This window comes from Micromonospora sp. NPDC049044 (assembly GCF_040649215.1).
Lineage (GTDB): Bacteria > Actinomycetota > Actinomycetes > Mycobacteriales > Micromonosporaceae > Micromonospora.
The window spans coordinates 32,762-48,966 of record NZ_JBEZFA010000039.1 but is presented as its reverse complement, the minus strand read 5'-3'; the positions used below and the strand labels follow the sequence as shown (position 1 = coordinate 48,966).

13 protein-coding genes and 1 pseudogene are annotated in these 16,205 nt (G+C 73.1%); 5 read left to right on the top strand and 9 right to left on the bottom strand.

Translation table 11 applies throughout. The features are described from left to right. Positions 1 to 8: 8 nt before the first annotated feature. Entirely contained in the window at positions 9 to 503 is a 495-nt protein-coding gene (locus AB0B85_RS26845) for a universal stress protein (protein WP_357411732.1), read from the top strand. Positions 504 to 547: 44 nt separating this feature from the next. Further along, the gene (locus AB0B85_RS26840) at positions 548 to 1,069 is read left to right on the top strand and encodes a DinB family protein (protein WP_357411731.1); all 522 of its coding nucleotides are present in this window, start codon (positions 548 to 550) and stop codon (positions 1,067 to 1,069) included. A gap of 11 nt (positions 1,070 to 1,080) precedes the next feature. On the opposite strand, the gene AB0B85_RS26835 is transcribed toward AB0B85_RS26840, so the two are convergent. Next, complete coding sequence (locus AB0B85_RS26835) at positions 1,081 to 2,055, bottom strand: helix-turn-helix domain-containing protein (RefSeq protein ID WP_357411730.1); 975 nt, start codon at positions 2,053 to 2,055, stop codon at positions 1,081 to 1,083. Between the two features lie 77 nt (positions 2,056 to 2,132). On the opposite strand from AB0B85_RS26835, the gene AB0B85_RS26830 reads away from it, so the two are divergent. Beyond that, positions 2,133 to 3,083: a superoxide dismutase gene (locus AB0B85_RS26830; RefSeq protein WP_357411729.1), complete on the top strand. Its 951-nt coding sequence runs from the start codon at positions 2,133 to 2,135 to the stop codon at positions 3,081 to 3,083. 53 nt (positions 3,084 to 3,136) lie between these two features. Here the strand turns inward: AB0B85_RS26830 and AB0B85_RS26825 are convergent, their stop codons facing one another. From AB0B85_RS26825 to AB0B85_RS26815, 3 genes are all read right to left on the bottom strand, one after another. Further along, positions 3,137 to 3,757, bottom strand: a complete 621-nt coding sequence (locus AB0B85_RS26825) for an HAD-IA family hydrolase (RefSeq protein ID WP_357411728.1) — start codon at positions 3,755 to 3,757, stop codon at positions 3,137 to 3,139. Beyond that, positions 3,757 to 7,371, bottom strand: a complete 3,615-nt coding sequence (gene smc, locus AB0B85_RS26820; RefSeq protein WP_357411727.1) for a chromosome segregation protein SMC — start codon at positions 7,369 to 7,371, stop codon at positions 3,757 to 3,759. Before smc ends, AB0B85_RS26825 begins: the two co-directional genes overlap by 1 nt. 358 nt (positions 7,372 to 7,729) lie before the next feature. Next, positions 7,730 to 7,924 carry a hypothetical protein gene (locus AB0B85_RS26815; protein WP_030487463.1) on the bottom strand — a complete coding sequence of 65 codons (195 nt, stop codon included), beginning with the start codon at positions 7,922 to 7,924 and terminating at the stop codon, positions 7,730 to 7,732. A 393-nt stretch (positions 7,925 to 8,317) separates the two neighbouring features. On the opposite strand from AB0B85_RS26815, the gene AB0B85_RS26810 reads away from it, so the two are divergent. Together AB0B85_RS26810 and AB0B85_RS26805 are read left to right on the top strand one after the other, a co-directional pair. Continuing rightward, on the top strand, positions 8,318 to 9,502 hold the full coding sequence (locus AB0B85_RS26810) for a CAP domain-containing protein (RefSeq protein WP_357411745.1): 1,185 nt from the start codon (positions 8,318 to 8,320) through the stop codon (positions 9,500 to 9,502). 117 nt (positions 9,503 to 9,619) lie between these two features. Beyond that, a complete protein-coding gene (locus AB0B85_RS26805; RefSeq protein ID WP_357411726.1) occupies positions 9,620 to 10,462 on the top strand; it encodes an endo alpha-1,4 polygalactosaminidase in 843 nt (280 codons plus the stop codon). 232 nt (positions 10,463 to 10,694) lie between these two features. Here AB0B85_RS26805 and AB0B85_RS26800 read toward each other — a convergent pair whose 3' ends face one another. From AB0B85_RS26800 to rpmF, 5 genes and pseudogenes are all read right to left on the bottom strand, one after another. After that, a complete protein-coding gene (locus AB0B85_RS26800) occupies positions 10,695 to 12,914 on the bottom strand; it encodes an MMPL family transporter (RefSeq protein ID WP_357411725.1) in 2,220 nt (739 codons plus the stop codon). A 222-nt stretch (positions 12,915 to 13,136) separates the two neighbouring features. After that, positions 13,137 to 13,994 carry a bifunctional DNA-formamidopyrimidine glycosylase/DNA-(apurinic or apyrimidinic site) lyase gene (gene mutM / locus AB0B85_RS26795; RefSeq protein WP_357411724.1) on the bottom strand — a complete coding sequence of 286 codons (858 nt, stop codon included), beginning with the start codon at positions 13,992 to 13,994 and terminating at the stop codon, positions 13,137 to 13,139. A 232-nt stretch (positions 13,995 to 14,226) separates the two neighbouring features. Further along, positions 14,227 to 14,934: pseudogene (gene rnc / locus AB0B85_RS26790) on the bottom strand (ribonuclease III); the annotation flags it as partial. Then, positions 14,931 to 15,917, bottom strand: a complete 987-nt coding sequence (locus tag AB0B85_RS26785) for a phosphate acyltransferase PlsX (RefSeq protein ID WP_357411723.1) — start codon at positions 15,915 to 15,917, stop codon at positions 14,931 to 14,933. The gene AB0B85_RS26785 and the pseudogene rnc, both read right to left, overlap by 4 nt. 114 nt (positions 15,918 to 16,031) lie before the next feature. Beyond that, positions 16,032 to 16,205: a 50S ribosomal protein L32 gene (gene rpmF / locus AB0B85_RS26780; protein ID WP_030335284.1), complete on the bottom strand. Its 174-nt coding sequence runs from the start codon at positions 16,203 to 16,205 to the stop codon at positions 16,032 to 16,034.

Below are 16,205 nucleotides of genomic sequence, written 5' to 3'. Positions count from 1 at the left end.
GTAGCCCGATGAGCGTGGGAGCACCGGACCGCGAGGAGTACGGCCCCCGGACCCGCCCGCTGCCCTTCGAGCGGGGCACTGACGGACCCCGGGTGGTCCTGGTGGGCGTGGACGGCACCCGCACCTCCGAGCGGGCCGGTGCCTACGCCGCCGGCCTGGCCCGCCGGCAGGGCGCCGCCCTGGTGGTGGTCTTCGTCAGCTCGGCCGGCGGGCTGACCGCGCTGGTGCCCGGAATGGACGCCGGCGCGATCCAGCGCACCCACGACGAGGTGGCCAACGAACTGCGCCGGGAGTGCCGGCGGGCGGCCGAACAGTTGGGCATCCCGGTGACCTTCCTGTTCCGGCGCGGCGACGCGTGCGGCGAGTTGTCCTCGGCGGCCGACGAGTTCCAGGCCGACATGGTCGTGGTGGGCACCTCTGAGCAGGCCGGTCACCGGCTGGTCGGCTCGGTCGCCACCCGCCTGGTGCGCGCCGGCCGCTGGCCGGTCGTCGTGGTGCCCTGATAACCCGTCGCGGGATGTCCGGTGTGCCGGGCAGGATGCGCGGCATGACGTGGACCGCACCCAAGATCACCCGGACTCCCGAACCGTACGTCGGCGACGAGCGCACCATGCTCGACGGCTGGCTCGACTACCACCGGCAGACCCTGCTGCTCAAGTGTTCCGGGCTGACCGAGGAGCAACTGCGGACGCCGAGCGTGCAGCCCTCCGGGCTGACCCTGCTCGGCCTGGTCCGCCACCTGGCCGAGGTGGAGGCCTGGTGGTTCCGGGAGAACTTCGCCGGCCAGCAGGTCGACTACCCGTACTTCACACCGGAGACGCCGGACGCCGACCACGACGTCAGCGACGCCGACGCCGAGGCCGACTTCGCGATCTTCCACCGCGAGGTGGCGCTGGCCCGCGAGGCCGCCGCCGGGCACTCGCTCGACGAGACGTTCACCGAGGTCGGCAGGAAGAAGCGCCTCTTCAACCTGCGCTGGGTGTACGTGCACATGATCGAGGAGTACGCCCGACACAACGGCCACGCCGACCTGATCCGGGAACGCATCGACGGCGTCACCGGCGCGTGATCGGGCACCCCTCAGTCCGGTCGTCCAGCCGACAGCAGGTGCTCGCCCAGCGGGGTCAGCGTGTGCACCACTGACGAACCGGCCCGGTGGGTGGCGATCAGCCCGGCCCGGCGCAGGGTGCTGGTGTGCTCGCTGGCGGAGGCGATCGAGATGCCCACCGCCCGGGCCACCTGTGACGTGCTGAGGCCGTCGGCGACCATCCCCAGCACCGCGGCCCGGCTCCGGCCGAGCAGGTGGGCGAGGGGTTCGCCGGTGGCCGGTTCCCGCCGGGCCGGCCGGATCGGGTAGGTCAGCACCAGCGGGCCGGCCGGGTCGTCGAGCACCGCGGGCTGTGGCACGAAGTACGAGGGCACCAGCGTGACCCCCCTGCCGTCCGGCGACAGAGCGACGTCGCCGCCGAAGGCGCACCGGTACGACAGCTCGTACGTGTCAGCCGTCGGCGTGAAGTGCAGATAAGGGCTGAGCCCCCGGAGTACGCGATCGAGCCCGGCGTCCACGATGGCTCGACCGCGCACCGCCCGGTCGGCGCGCACCGCCGCGACGATCGTCTCCCAGTACGCGCCCACCGCCACGGCATGGAACGCCTGCATCGCCTCGAGCAGCCGGCGTACCGCTGCCGGTTTCCCGTCGGCGAGCGGACCGGCCCGGGGTGGTAGCTCGCCGGCCTCGATCCGGGGTCGTAGCTGCTCGGTGAGGGTCGCCGCCGGGGTGGCCGCGACCTCGACCAGCGCCGGGCCCAGCTCCCTGCCGAAGCTGGGCGGGGTGAGGAAGTCCGGGAACCACCGCTCGTGGCGGCACAGGTCCAGGTAGGGCCACATGACCGGACGCAGCGCGGCCCGGGTACGGGCCCGCCAGACGACCAGATGGTCCGGCACGGTGCTCTGGAACACCCGTTGCCCGGCCGCGCCCAGCTCCAACAGCACCGACGGCTCGGAGCGCAACACGGTGCGGCTGAGGTCCGCCGCGCTCAGGTGCAGAGTCACCACGGCATCGACGCTAGCCACCTTTCGGGCAGGCGCGAAAGGGGCTGGATACGGCCCGGCGGTGCGGTGACCCTCGGGACATGAGGAAGCTGCTGGTATCGGCCACCGCCGGCCTGACCGCGCTGACCGGCGTCGTACCCGCGCCGGCTCTCGCGGTCGGCCCGCGCCCCGACACGTACGTGATCGCCCGGACACCAGGGGTGCTGCCCGAGGGGATCGCGGTGACCCGGGACGGCACCCTCTACGTCACCAGTTTCGGCACCGGCGCCGTCTACCGTGGTCACGTCCGCGACCGGGAGCTGCGACAGTTCCTGCCACCGGGGGCGGACGGACGCACCCGGGCCGCCGGGTTGCAGGTCGACCGGCGGGGCCGGATCTTCGTCGCCGGCTGGGACACCGGCACGCTCTTCGTGTACGCCCCGGACGGCGAACTGCTGGCCCGTCGGACCGGGCCGGGCGCCGCCCTTAACGACCTGGCGTTGACCGCCGACGCGGTCTACGTCACCGACTCGGCCACCGGCGCGCTGTGGCGGGCGGCGCTGGACGGCCCGAACGTCGGCGACCTCGTACCGTGGCTCACCGCCGCTGACTTCCCGGTCGCGCCGGGCTTCCTCAACGGCATCGTCGTCACCGACGGCGGGCGGATCGCGCTCGTGGCCGACCAGGGCAACGGTCAGCCCGGCACGGAGCGCCTGTGGCGGGTCGACCTGGTCCGGCGGACGGCCACGACCGTCGAGGTGGTCGACGGCCAACTGGGCGCGGACGGGCTGCTGTTGGAGGGCGACCGACTCTACGGGGTGGTGAACTTCCCCGACGGCGCCGGCGGCTGGGACTTCGCGGTGAATCTGGCGATGCTGGACGCCGACCGGCGAACCGCCCGGGTGGTACGGCAGTCCCGTCCGGCCGGCGTGGCGCAGTCACCGACCACGATCGTCCGGGACGCCGGCCGGCTGCTCTGGGTGAACAGCCAGCTCAACGCGCCCGCCCCGGCACCACCCTTCACTGTCACCCAGGTCCCCGGGCTGCGCTGACCCGACCCGACGCGCGAGCGTCGGCTGACCGGGCCACCGCGATGTCGCCCGGCTCAGTACGCCAGGGCGGCGCGCAGGTAGCGGAGGTCGGCGTGACCGCCCCAGCGGTGCGCCGACAGCCCGGCGGCCCGGGCACCCCGCACGGCCCAGTCCTCGTCGTCGACGAAGAGCACCCGGGCCGGTGGGGTGGCCAGCGCCTGGCAGGCCGCCTGGAAGTACTCCGGGGCCGGCTTGTGCACACCGACGACCGACGAGTTGACCACCACGTCCAACTCGCCGACCAGGTCGAGGGCGGCCAGGTCGGCATCGAGCAGGTCGGTGGCGTTGGTGCCCAGCCCGACCCGGACGCCGGCGGCCCGTACCTCGCGGACGAACGCCAGCACCTCCGGATCCACCTCGCCCCGGTACCGCTGCCACTGCTCGACGGCGGCGCGGGCCCGCTCCGGGCTGCCCACGGAGTCGGTGAGCGCGTCCGCCACGCTCGCCATCCAGTCGGCGTGGCTGATCTGGCCGGTCAACACCGGTTGGAGCTGACCCCACTGCATGGCGATCTCGCCGAGCACCCCCTCGGAGAGGCCGTACTCCCGCTCGACCCCGGCGGCCACCGCCGGATCCCACCGACGCAGTACGCCGTCGAAGTCCAGCAGGAGCGCCGTCGCGCGTTCCCGAGCCACTACCCGTTCTCCTCGCCGCGGCCGTGCCGCCTGTCGTCCTCGTCGGTCCGGTTGAGCCGTTGGCTGATCACCTGGGTGACACCGCTGCGCATGGTGACGCCGTAGAGGGCGTCCGCGATCTCCATCGTCCGCTTCTGGTGCGTGATGACGATCAGCTGGCTCTTCTCCCGCAACTGTGCCATCAACGTGATCAACCGGCCCAGGTTGACGTCGTCGAGGGCCGCCTCCACCTCGTCCATGATGTAGAACGGGCTGGGCCGGGCGCGGAAGATCGCCACCAGCATGGCCACCGCGGTCAGTGACCGCTCGCCACCGGAGAGCAGGGAGAGCCGCTTGATCTTCTTGCCGGGCGGGCGGGCCTCCACCTCGACGCCGGTGGTGAGCAGGTCGTCCGGCTCGGTGAGGATCAGCCGGCCCTCGCCACCAGGGAAGAGCACGTTGAACACCTGCTCGAACTCCCGGGCGGTGTCCTCGAAGGCGCTGGCGAAGACCTCAAGGATCCGCTCGTCCACGTCCTTGACCACTGTGAGCAGGTCCCGACGGGTGGCCTTGAGGTCCTCCAACTGCTCGGAGAGGAACTTGTACCGTTCCTCCAGCGCGGCGAACTCCTCGAGCGCGAGCGGATTGACCTTGCCGAGCAGGGTCAGCTCCCGTTCCGCCTTGGCGGCCCGCTTCTCCTGCACCGGCCGCTCGTACCGGACCGGCTCGGGCACCGGCAGACCGTCGCGTTCGGCCGTGGCGATGTCGACAGGGGTCGGTGGGACGGGTTGGGTCGGCCCGTACTCGGCGACGAGCGTCTCCACGTCCAGCCCGAAGTCCTCGGCCGCCTTCGCCTCCAACTGCTCGATGCGCAGCCGCTGCTCGGCGCGGGCCACCTCGTCACGGTGCACCTGGCTGGTCAACCGCTCCAGCTCCGCGCCGAGCCGCTTGGCCGCGCCGCGTACCTCCTGGAGCTCGGCCTCGCGGGCGGCGCGTTCCCGGGCGACCGCGTCGCGGCGCTCCTCGGCCGTCGCGATCGAGGTGGTGAGCCGGGTGAGGACCTCCCGGGCGCCGCCGGCGACGGCGCGGGCGATGCCCGCACCCCGGGTGCGCGCGGCCCGCCGGGCCGCTGCGCGTTCCCGGGCGGCCCGCTCCGCGGTGGCCTGCCGGGTCAGCGAGTCGGCCCGGCCGGCGATCGAGGAGACCCGCTCCTCGGCGGTACGCACCGCGAGCCGGACCTCCATCTCGTTCTGCCGGGCCTGCGGCACCATTGCCGCGAGCTGGTCCCGATCCTCGGTGGACGGCTCGGCGTCGACCGGGGTCTCCTCGGCCAGCCGCAGCCGTTCCTCCAGCTCGTCGAGGGTGGCGAGGTCCCGTTGCCGGGCCGCCTCGGCACGGGACCGGGACTCGCCGAGGCGGTCGGTCTCCGCCTTCGCCGAGCGGGCCGCCGCGCCCAACTCGGCCAGCCGGCGGGCGGCGGCGTTGCGGTGGCTCTCCGCCTCGCGCTTCTCGGCGGCGGCATGCTGCACGGCCTCCTTGGCGGCGGCCACCTCGGCGCGCGCCTCGACGAGCTGGTCGCGCAGCTCCGCGCCGGAGCGTTCGGCGGTCAGTCGGTTGGCGCGGGCCTCCTCGACGGCCGCCTGCACCTCGATGTAGCTGGGGGCCTTGGCCGACCCGCCGGCCGCCGCGTACGCCCCGACCACGTCACCGTCGGGGGTGACCGCCCGCAGCTCGGGGTTGCTGGCGACCAGCTCGGCGGCTGCGGCGAGGTCGTCGACGAGCGCCACGTCGCGCAGTGCGCGGTGCACGGCCGGACGCAGCTCGGCGCTGCACTCGACCAGGTCCGGAGCCCACCGGGCGTCGTCGGGCAGCTTCGGGCGTAGCGCGTCGGCGGAGCCGGTCATGCCCGGGCCCGCCGGGCTGCCGACCAGCAGACCGGCCCGGCCGGCGTCGGAGATCTTCAACAGCCGCATCGCCTCGACGGCCTCGTCCACCCCGCTGACGGCCACCGCGTCGGCCAGGCCACCGAGCGCGGCGGCCAGCGCGGCCTCGTGACCCGGCGCGACGGTGAGCAGCCCGGCGAGGCTGCCGAGCAGGCCCGGTACGTCCCCCGCGCGGGCGAGCAGCGCTCCCGCGCCGTCCTTGCGCCGCAGGCCGAGGGCGAGCGCCTCCTCCCGGGCCTTCCAGGTGGCGGCGTCCTTCTCCGCCGTCCGCTCGGCGTCGGCGAGCGACCGCACGGTGGCCTGGGCCCGCTCCTGCGCGGCGACCGCTTCGGCGTGCCGGGCGTCCAGGTCCGCGTTGTCCCGGTCGGCCTCGGTGGACTGGGCGGCCACCGCGTCCAGGTCGGCCTGCGCCTGCTCGGCGCGGCCCAACGCGTCGGCGTGCGCGACGGCGAGTCGTTCGATCTCCTCGCCGGCACTTGTGGTGCGGGCTCGGGCCGAGTTGACCTGACCGGTGAGCCGGGCCATCCCCTCGCGCCGGTCGGCGATGGCCTTGGCCGCCGCGACCAGCTCCCGCTCGGCGGCGGCGAGCTGCCGTTCCAGTTCCTGACGGTGCTCGACCGCCTCGGCCAGCCGGATCTGGTCGTCGGTGAGCGCCGCGCGCAGCTCCTCCTCCTGCTCGCGGACCCGTTCCGCCTCGGCCTCCAGCTGGTCCGGGTCGCGGCCGGGCCGTTCGTCGTCGCCACTGGCGCTGAGGTGCCGCAACCGTTCCCGGGCCAACTGCTCGATCGAGCGGAAGCGTTCCTGGAGGGCGGAGAGCTTGTACCAGGTGTCCTGGGCGGCGGCGAGCAGCGGCGCGTCCTCCGCGAGGGCCGCCTCCAGCTCGCCGAGGCGGCCCTGCACCTCGACGTGCTCGCCCTCGATCTGCTCGCGCCGCTCGCGCAGCGCTGTCTCGTCGGCGATCTCCCGATCGAGCGTGGTGCGCAGGGTGGCCAGGTCGTCGGCGAGCAGGCGCAGCCGGGCGTCGCGCAGGTTGGCCTGGATGGCTGCGGCACGGCGGGCCACCTCGGCCTGCCGGCCCAGCGGCTTGAGCTGGCGGCGCAGCTCAGTAGTCAGGTCGGTCAAGCGGTTGAGATTCACTTGCATCGCGTCGAGCTTGCGCAGCGCCTTTTCCTTGCGCTTGCGGTGCTTGAGGACGCCGGCCGCCTCCTCGATGAACGAGCGGCGGTCCTCCGGCTTGGCGTGCAGCATGCCGTCGAGGCGGCCCTGCCCGACGATGATGTGCATCTCCCGGCCGATGCCGGAGTCGGACAGCAACTCCTGGATGTCGAGCAGCCGGCAGGTGTTGCCGTTGATCTCGTACTCGCTCTCGCCGGAGCGGAACATCCGGCGGGTGATGGAGACCTCGGTGTACTCGATCGGCAGCGCGCCGTCGGTGTTGTCGATGGTGAGGGTGACCTCGGCACGGCCCAGCGGCGCGCGGCCGGCGGTGCCGGCGAAGATGACGTCCTCCATCTTGCCGCCGCGCAGCGCCTTGGCGCCCTGCTCGCCGAGCACCCAGGCGATGGCGTCGACGACGTTCGACTTGCCGGAGCCGTTCGGGCCCACCACGCAGGTGATCCCGGGCTCCAGCTTCAACGTCGTGGCGGAGGCGAAGGATTTGAAGCCCTTCACCGTCAGGCTCTTGAGATACACCTTCTCGATCCTCGTCCGGTGGCCGCCGTACCGTCGCCGGCTGTGGGGACCTGGGTGAACTCGCAGACTAACCCGGTGGTGGAAGCGGGCGGGCACGCGACCCGCCCCGGGCCGCGTGGAGCGCGGGCGCGAGGCGGGAGCGCGCTGTTGTTCCGGCGGTCACGAGAGGGACCCGGGCCGTTCATGATCGGCTTATCGCAAGGGCGAGCTAATCGGATACCCGAGGACGAGCTAAGGGCGGGGCCACCGCAAGATCGCAAATAGTCGGCACCGAAAGGGGCCGGACAGTGTTGCGCGCCGGCACAGAGGTGTCGGCGCGCATTTTGCGAGAGTGCGATTCAGTTTTGCGACACGGAGATCAGGTCAGTGCCGGCTCGGCCAGACGGAGCAGATCGTCTGCCTCCGCGGCGGCCGCCGCAAGCCGATCATTGTCGGCACGCAACCGGGTGATCTCGAACTCCAGTGCCTGAACCCTGGAACGCAGTCGGGTGACCTCGTCGAGCAGACGCCGGTCGGGCGCTGCACCTACGTGGCCGTAGAGGGCCTTCGCCATGCTGACTCCTTGATATGCGCTGCCGGAAAGGCCGGCCAACGCGCGCCCATTTATACGCGGCTGTCATTCCAGGCTGTATCTGGGCATGACCGGGCGCGACTGGCGACACCTATATATTGAGCCGCAAACCCCTCCTTCGTCAAGTTCTCGCAGGCCGTAGATCATCTCCACGTCGACCTGTCCACTTGTCGGGGGGCTGCCGCAATGGCACGGACACTCTCTGTCCGGACTCCTTTACTGTACGCCCGGATCCGAGGAATTCCCCACGCTCGCGTCCGACTTCCCCTTAACTCTTCCTTAGCCACGTTGCCGCAGCTCGCGGGCACGCCGTAGCGTCACCCCGGCCCGCAACCGACCCGTGGAGGCATAGGCGTGTACGGCTGGACCGACCCGATGGACCCGAACGGCGCCGCCCGGCGCGCCGAGCGGCCGACCGACGAGCCGACCTGGCTGCACGACCGTCCGGAGCCCCGCTCGGCCTACCTGTTCGGTGACGACCCGAACCAGGCCGACGACGAGTGGCACCGGGAGCAGCCTCCGACCGGCTGGCAGTCGGACCCGGAAATCCCCGGCGAGCCGGCCGACGCGCAGACCGCCGCCTGGCCGGGCCAGCACCCGGAGCACCAGCCGACCGAGAGCTGGCACGACGGCCGCCCGGCCGGGGCGACCACCCACCGCTGGCAGCCCGACCCCGACCCCCAGGCGACAGGTGGTTGGCGGTCCGAGCCCGACCCGGAGACGACAGATGGTTGGCGGCCCGAGCCCGACCCGGAGACGACAGGTGACTGGCCCGCTGGTGCCGGCCGGCCCGGCGAGGGGAGACACCGCTCCCGCCGCCGCTGGCGACGGCCGGTGATGATCGGTGGGGCCGCCGCGGCGGCCACCCTCGTGGTGAGTCTCGGCGTCGGCGCGCTCGGGCTACCCGGCGGTGACGACGGAGGCAGCCAGCCGACGGCCGTCGACGACACCTTCGCCGCGTCGGAGGCACCGACCGAGGAGCCGACCCTCGACACCCTCGCCGCGCCGTCCCCGACCAGCACGCCCAGCCCGGCCCGGCCGAGCCCGACCCCGAGCAGGACCGTCAAGCCCACCCCGGAGGCGTCGCGTACCACCGCCGCGTCACGGCGCGGCACGCCGCGCAGCAGCGCGCCGACCACGAGCACGAGCAACGGCTCCAGCGGTTCCACAGGCACCGTCAGCGCCCAGGCCCGTGAGGTGGTGGACCTGGTGAACGCCGAGCGGGCCAAGGCCGGCTGCGCGGCGCTGGGCATCGACGACAAGCTGATGACCGCCGCCCAGAAGCACAGCCAGGACCAGGCCGACCACAAGAACATGTCGCACACCGGCAGTGACGGCAGCAACGCCGGCGACCGGCTGGACCGGGTCGGCTACACCTGGCGCACCTACGGCGAGAACGTGGCCTGGAACCAGCAGACCCCGGCTGCGGTGATGGACGCCTGGATGAACAGCTCAGGTCACCGGGCCAACATCCTGAACTGCGCGTTCACCGAGATCGGCGTCGGGATCGCCAACAGCAACGGGCCGTACTGGACGCAGGTCTTCGCGGCGCCGCGCTGACCGCGCGTCGTTCGCACCCCCGCGCTCGTTTGACCCGGTGAGGTACGCCGGGCCGGAGCGTGGGGGCGGCGTACCGGTGAGGGCGGCGACGGGCCGTCCGGGACCCGGGAGCTGCCGATGCGGATCCGGCCGCGGCGACGTGTCGCCGTACGCCCCCTGCGCCGCGTCCTGTCGGCAGGCGTCGTACTCGTCCTGACGGTGCCGGCGTACGGATGCCGCGCCGAGCTGACCCCTCCCGGCGCGCCGACCCGGTGGCCGGCCGCACAGGCCCGCCACTGGCAGTGGCAGTGGCAGCTCAGCGGCCCGCTCGACCCGGCGGTGGAGGCGGATGTCTTCCTGCTCGATCCGGTGGACACCACCGCCGCGCAGACCGCCGAGCTGCGGTCCCGGGATCGCCGGCTGATCTGCCAGGTACACGTCGGCTCGGTCCGCGCCGCCGACCCGGACGCCAGCCGGTTGCCGACCGCCGTGCAGGGCGCCGCCGGCCGCCGACCCGACAGCCGTTGGCTGGACGTCCGCAGCTGGGACGCGCTGGAGCCGGTGCTTGCCGACCGGTTGCGGCTGTGCCGGGGCAAGGGTTTCGGGGCGGTGGCGTTCGCCGACGCCGACGGGTACGCGTCGCGCACCGGCTTTCCCCTCGACTTCGACGACCAACTGTTGTTCAACCGCCGACTCGCCGAGCTGGCCCGCTCGCTGAGCCTCTCCCCCGGGCTGGTCAACGACGTGCCGCAGCTCGCCGCGCTGGCCCCGGACTTCGACTTCGCGGTGAACGAGGAGTGTGTCCGGCTGGGTCAGTGCGCCAAACTGTTGCCGTTCGCCGACGCGGGCAAGCCGGTCTTCCACGTCGAGTACGACGCCTCGACCGACGACTTCTGTGTCACCACTGTCGGCTATGGCTTCGCCTCGATCCGCAAGGACCGCAACCTGGATGCCTGGCGGGAAGCCTGCCCACTGCCCTGAACCGGCGGTGGCCGGGCTGCCGTCGCAGCCCGGCCACACCCCGGCCCGCCCCCGCCACACCCCCGCCCCGCCACACCCGCCCCGCCGTCCCCGCCCCGCCCCCGCCGCTTGATCGACTCGACTTTCCTGATGTCGCGGTATCGGGCGGGCTGGGATACCGCGACATCAATGAGACCGAGTTGATCAAGCGGCGGGGCGGGGCGGGGACGGCGTGGGCGGTCTCCGAGTGAGGTCAGGGCACCGGCACCAGTTCCGGGGCCGGGGCCGGCGGATCGGCCGGCGCGACCGCGGGGCGCGGGCGCAGGAAACGCGGGGCCCACCAGTTGGCATCGCCGAGCATGGTCATCAACGCTGGCAACACCACTCCCCTGATGATCGTGGCGTCCAGCAGGATCGCCGCCGCCAGACCGATGCCGAGTTGCTTCATGTCGATGGTGCTCAACGTGGCGAAGATCGAGAACACGCCGACCATCACGATCGCCGCGCTCGTCACCACCCCGGCCGACGAGGTGATCCCGTACGACACGGCGTCGCGGTTCGGCATGCCGGCCCGGATCCCCTCACGGATCCGACTGACCACGAAGACGTGGTAGTCCATCGAGAGGCCGAAGAGCACGACGAAGAGGAACAGCGGCAGCCAGGACACGATCGCGCCCATCGAGGTGAAGCCGAGCAGCCCTTCGGCCCACTCGCCCTGGAAGACCAGCACCAGCAGCCCGTACGCGGCACCGGCGGAGAGCAGGTTCAGCGCGATCGAGCTGGCCGCGACCACCACCGACCGGAACGTGAACACCATGACCAGGAAGGTCAGCACCAGCACGAAGCCCATCACCAGCGGCAGCTTGTCCCGGACGTGGGACGCGTAGTCCTCGCTGTCGGCCACGCTGCCGCCGACCGCGTACTCGATGCCGGGGATGCCCCGCAGCTCGGCCGGGACCAGGTCCGCACGCAACCGCTCCAGCGACTGCACCGAACGGTCGTCACGGCTGGCGTACGGGGTGGCGACGTCGAGCACCGACACCCGCCGGTCGGCCGACACCTCGATCTTCGGGCCGTCCGCCTCGGCCGGGGCGAACAGCGGATCGCCGGCGGCCCGGGTGGCCAGGTCGGTGAGGGCGGCGCGCACCCGGTCGGCCTGCTCGGCCGGGGCCCGGACGGCCACCACGTGGTTGGTGCCGGTGCTCGGGAACGCGGCGGTGAGCCGGTCGTACGCCTGCATCGCGGGGGTGGTGCGGGGCAGGTCCTCCATGCCGGGGAACTTCAGCTTCATGCCGAGCGCCGGCGCGGCCAACGCGAGCAGCAGGCCGACGGAGATGACGAGCGTCACCACCGGAGCGCGCAGCGCCGGCCGGAGCAGCGCCGGCCACAGCCGGGGCGTGCGGGGCTCGCCGTGCCGGCCGGTGCGCGGGGCGGTCAGTCGCCAGAGCAGTGGCACCCGGGGCCGGTCGACCCAGCGGCCGAGCCTGGCCAGCAGGGCGGGCAGCACGGTCAGTGAACCGGTCACGGCGACGGCGACCACCAGGATGGAGCCGATCGCCAGGGAGGAGAAGACCACGTCACCGGCGAGCAGCAGCCCGGCCATCGCGATGATCACGGCGAAGCCGGAAACCACCACGGCGTGTCCGGAGGTTTCCGCGGCGATCTCCACCGCGTCGAGGCCGGCGCGGCCCCTGGCCCGTTCCTCCCGCTCCCGGCGGATGTAGAACAGCGAGTAGTCGACCCCCACCGCCATGCCGATCAGCAGGATCACCGGTGACGTGGTGTCGGTGGCCGGCACCAGGTGCGAGGCGAACGTGGACAGTCCCATCGCGGCGGCGACCGAGGAGAGCGCCAGCAGCACGGGGACGCTGGCCGCGATCAACGCACCGAACGCGATGATCAGGATGGCCAGGGTGACCGGCAGGCTGAGCAACTCGGCGCGTTCGAAGTCCTTGCCCAGGGTGTCGTCGAGCGCCTGGCCGATCGACGGACCGCCGACCTGCTCGACCCGCAACTGCGGGTGCGCGGTCTGCACGGCGGCGGTGACGTCGCGCAGCGGCTGCACCCGGTCCGAGGCGGTCTCGGGGTCGCCGGCCATGGTGATCGGCAACAGCAGCGCCGAGCCGTCCCGGGCCGTGACCGGCTGACCCACCTCGGCGACCCCGGTGACGGTACGCAGCCGGGCCGCCGCGTCGTCGGCCGCCGCCTTCGCCGCCGCCGGGTCCAGCGCACCGTCCCGCGCGGTGATGAGCACGTTGTCCACTGCCGGGTCGTCGAAGTCACCGGCGTCCACGATCAGGCTGGCCCGCCCCGCCTCACCGATCGCCTGGTCGGCGCTGGTGGCCTCGTTGAGGCCGGCGGCGTTGCCGCCCACGAAGCACACCGCCACGAAAACGACCCACAGTGCGATCGCCCGCCACGGGTGCTCGGCGCTCCACCGCGCCAGCCGCACCGTCACCGGTCTTGCCCCCATCTCGGGTCCCCCTGTCACGTCAACCCCCTGCCAACCGTGCTGACGTTAGGTGCGTGACGAGGCGGTCACATCGGGGAACGGCCCTGGCCCGCCCCGGAGCCGGCACACCGAGGACGAACGGTCCACCAAACGGGCAGCGGAGCGCGATTCGGGCGTACACCGGGGTGCGGCCCGGAGCGTCCGGCGGCGACCCGCCGGTGCCGACCCGGAGCCGGCTCCGGGTCATCCCCGAAGGGAACCCCGGGGCCGTGGTTGGCAGCGCGGGCAGCTGTACGAGGATCGGTTCATGAACGCCTCACGGCGGATCGGCGTTCCGCACCGCCGGCACGGCTCGCCCTCGCGACCGTAGGCGTTGAGGGCCCGATCGAAGTAGCCGCTCTCGCCGTTGACGTTGACGTAGAGGGCGTCGAAGCTGGTGCCACCCACGCTTATCGCCTCGGCGAGCACGTCGCGGACGTGGCCGAGCAGGCGTTGCGCCGCCGGCCCGGTCAGCGCGTCGGTGGGTCGGCCGCCGTGCAGCCCGGCACGCCAGAGTGCCTCGTCGGCGTAGATGTTGCCCACCCCGGAGATCAGGGTCTGGTCGAGCAGTGCCCGCTTCACCTCGGTGTGCCGGCGGCGCAGCGCGGCGACGAACTCCACGTCGGAGAACTCCGGGTCCATCGGGTCGCGGGCGATGTGCGCGATCTCGTCGGGCAGTTCGGCGCCGCCCTCGCTCACCGAGAGCCCGCCGAACGTGCGCTGGTCGACGAAGCGCAGCTCCGGACCGTCGTCGGTGAACCGGAACCGGACCCGCAGGTGGGTCTCGTCCGCGGTGCCGGGTGGCTGGAGCAGCAGCTGACCGGACATACCGAGATGGCCGATGATCGCGTCGCCGCTGTCCAGTGGCAGCCACAGGTACTTGCCGCGCCGACGGACGTCCAGCACGGTCCGGCCGGCGAGCACGTCGGCGAAGTGCACGCCGCCGGGGACGTGCCGGCGCACGGCACGCGGGTGTCGGACCTCGACGGAGGCGATCCGACGGTCGACGACCCACTGGGCCAGCCCCTGCCGGACGGTCTCCACCTCGGGTAGCTCAGGCACGCCGCAGGCCGGTCTCGTGGCCGTCGGCACCCCCGGCCGGCAGGGCCTGCGCCAGGTGGTCGGCCTGCTCGGCCTCGGCCGCCCGAGCGGCGCGTTCGAGCGGACCGAACGGCTCATCCCGGTCGGCCGAGCCGTCCGGGTCGACCAACTGGCCCCGGCCGTCGCCGCCGCTCCGGCCGGACTGGCCATCGCCGGCCTGACCGGTCTGGCCGTCGTCGCCGGCCCGGCCGTTCTGCTCGGCGAGCGTTCGCCAGGCGGCCTCGGCGGCCCGCTGCTCGGCCTCCTTCTTGCTGCGCCCCTCGGCGCCGCCGTACCGGTTGCCGGCCACCACCACCCAGGCGGTGAACGTCTTGAGGTGATCCGGGCCGGTGCCCTCGATCCGATATTCCGGGACGCCGAGCCCGAGCGCCGCCGTCAGCTCCTGAAGGCTCGTCTTCCAGTCCAGTGCGGCACCCCGACCCGCCGACTCGGCCATCAACGGGTCGAAGAGCCGGTGGATGACGATCCCCGTGGTGTCCAGGCCGTACTGGAGGTAGATCGCGCCGAGCAGCGCCTCGAGTGTGTCGGCCAGGATGCTCGCCTTGTCCCGGCCACCGGTGGTCTCCTCACCCTTGCCGAGCAGCAGGTACGCGCCGAGGCCGTCCGGGCCCAGACCACGGGCCACGTCGGCGAGCGCCCGCATGTTGACCACGCTGGCCCGCAGCTTGGCCAACTGCCCCTCGGGCAGGTCCGGGTGGTTGTGGAAGAGCGCGGTGGTGATCACCACGCCGAGCACCGAGTCGCCGAGGAACTCCAGCCGCTCGTTTGTGGGCAACCCGCCGTTCTCGTACGCGTACGAGCGGTGGGTCAGGGCGCGCTGGAGCAGCTCCGGTTCCAGGCTCACGCCGAACGCGGCTTCCAGGTGACCGACGGACGCCCGCCGCCGCTTGTCGTTGCTCATGATGTGCGTACCTCGGTGTCGGTGGAGCGGTCGGTGCGGTCCATCGCGGCGTCGCCGTCGAGCAACGCCGAGACCAGATCGGTGGCGCGCCGCCGCCACAGGTGGGCGGCGAGGGCTATGCCGGAGGCGACGTCGTCGGCGCGAGCGGATCCGTGGCAGACCACCACCGTCCCCGCGACGCCCAGCAGGGCGGCCGCCCGGGGCGCCCCGCCCTCGGCGGGTGGGCCACCGGCCATCGCGTATGCGCCTTCGATGGCCTTGAGCAGCACGTTACCGGTGAAGCCGTCGGTGACGACCACATCAACGCGCGAGCCGAGGGTCACGTCGTACCCCTCGACAAGGCCGACGTAGCGCGCGCCACCGGGCAGCGGCTCGACGGCGAGCAGGGGGTCGGTGGCCCGGCGGACCCGGTCGCCCTTGCCGGCCTCGGTGCCGACCGACAGCAGGCCGATCCGCGGCGCGGCGATCGAGTGCGCCACCGCGGCGTACGCGGCGCCGAGTACGGCGTGGCGGGCGAGGGTGGCCGGGCGGGGCTCCAGCGAGCCGCCGACGTCGAGGAGGACGACCGGCCCGGCCACGGTGGGCAGGGTGGCGGCGAGCGCGGGTTGGCGGATCTCCGGCCAGCGGCCGAGGCCGAGCACGGCAGCGGTGACCGTGGCACCTGTGGCGCCGGCGGAGACCAGGGCGTCGGCGGTCCCGTCGCGAACGGCGGTGACCGCGGCCCGGACCGTGCTCTCCGCACGGGCGGCGCTGGGATGGTCGGCCATGCCGACGACATCACGAACGGGCCGCACCGTGATCCGCGCACGTTGCGGCGGATCGAGGGCAGCGATCAGCTCGTCGGCGACCTCGGCCGGGCCGACGAGAAGCAGGTGCAGGTCAGGGTCGGCGCGCATGGCCCGCAGAGCGCCGTCAACCACGACGGCGGGAGCGTCGTCCCCGCCGAGGAGGTCAACGGCGATCCGCGCGGTGCCCGGCTCCACCGGAACGCCGGCCGGAGTGGGCCGGCCAGCGTCGGCGGAAGCCGGGGCACCGGGCGAATGCCAGGGTGCGCGCGCCGCCCGACCTGGGGTCGGGGGCGTCACTCGGCGTCCAGGTCAGACCTCGAGAACCTGGCGGCCGTTGTAGGTGCCGCAGACGGAGCAGGCGGCGTGCGGCAGCTTCGGGGACTTGCACTGCGGGCACGCGACGGTCGCGACCACTGTCGCCTTCCAGTTCGCCCGGCGGGACCGGGTGTTGCTGCGCGACATCTTGCGCTTCGGGACGGCCAC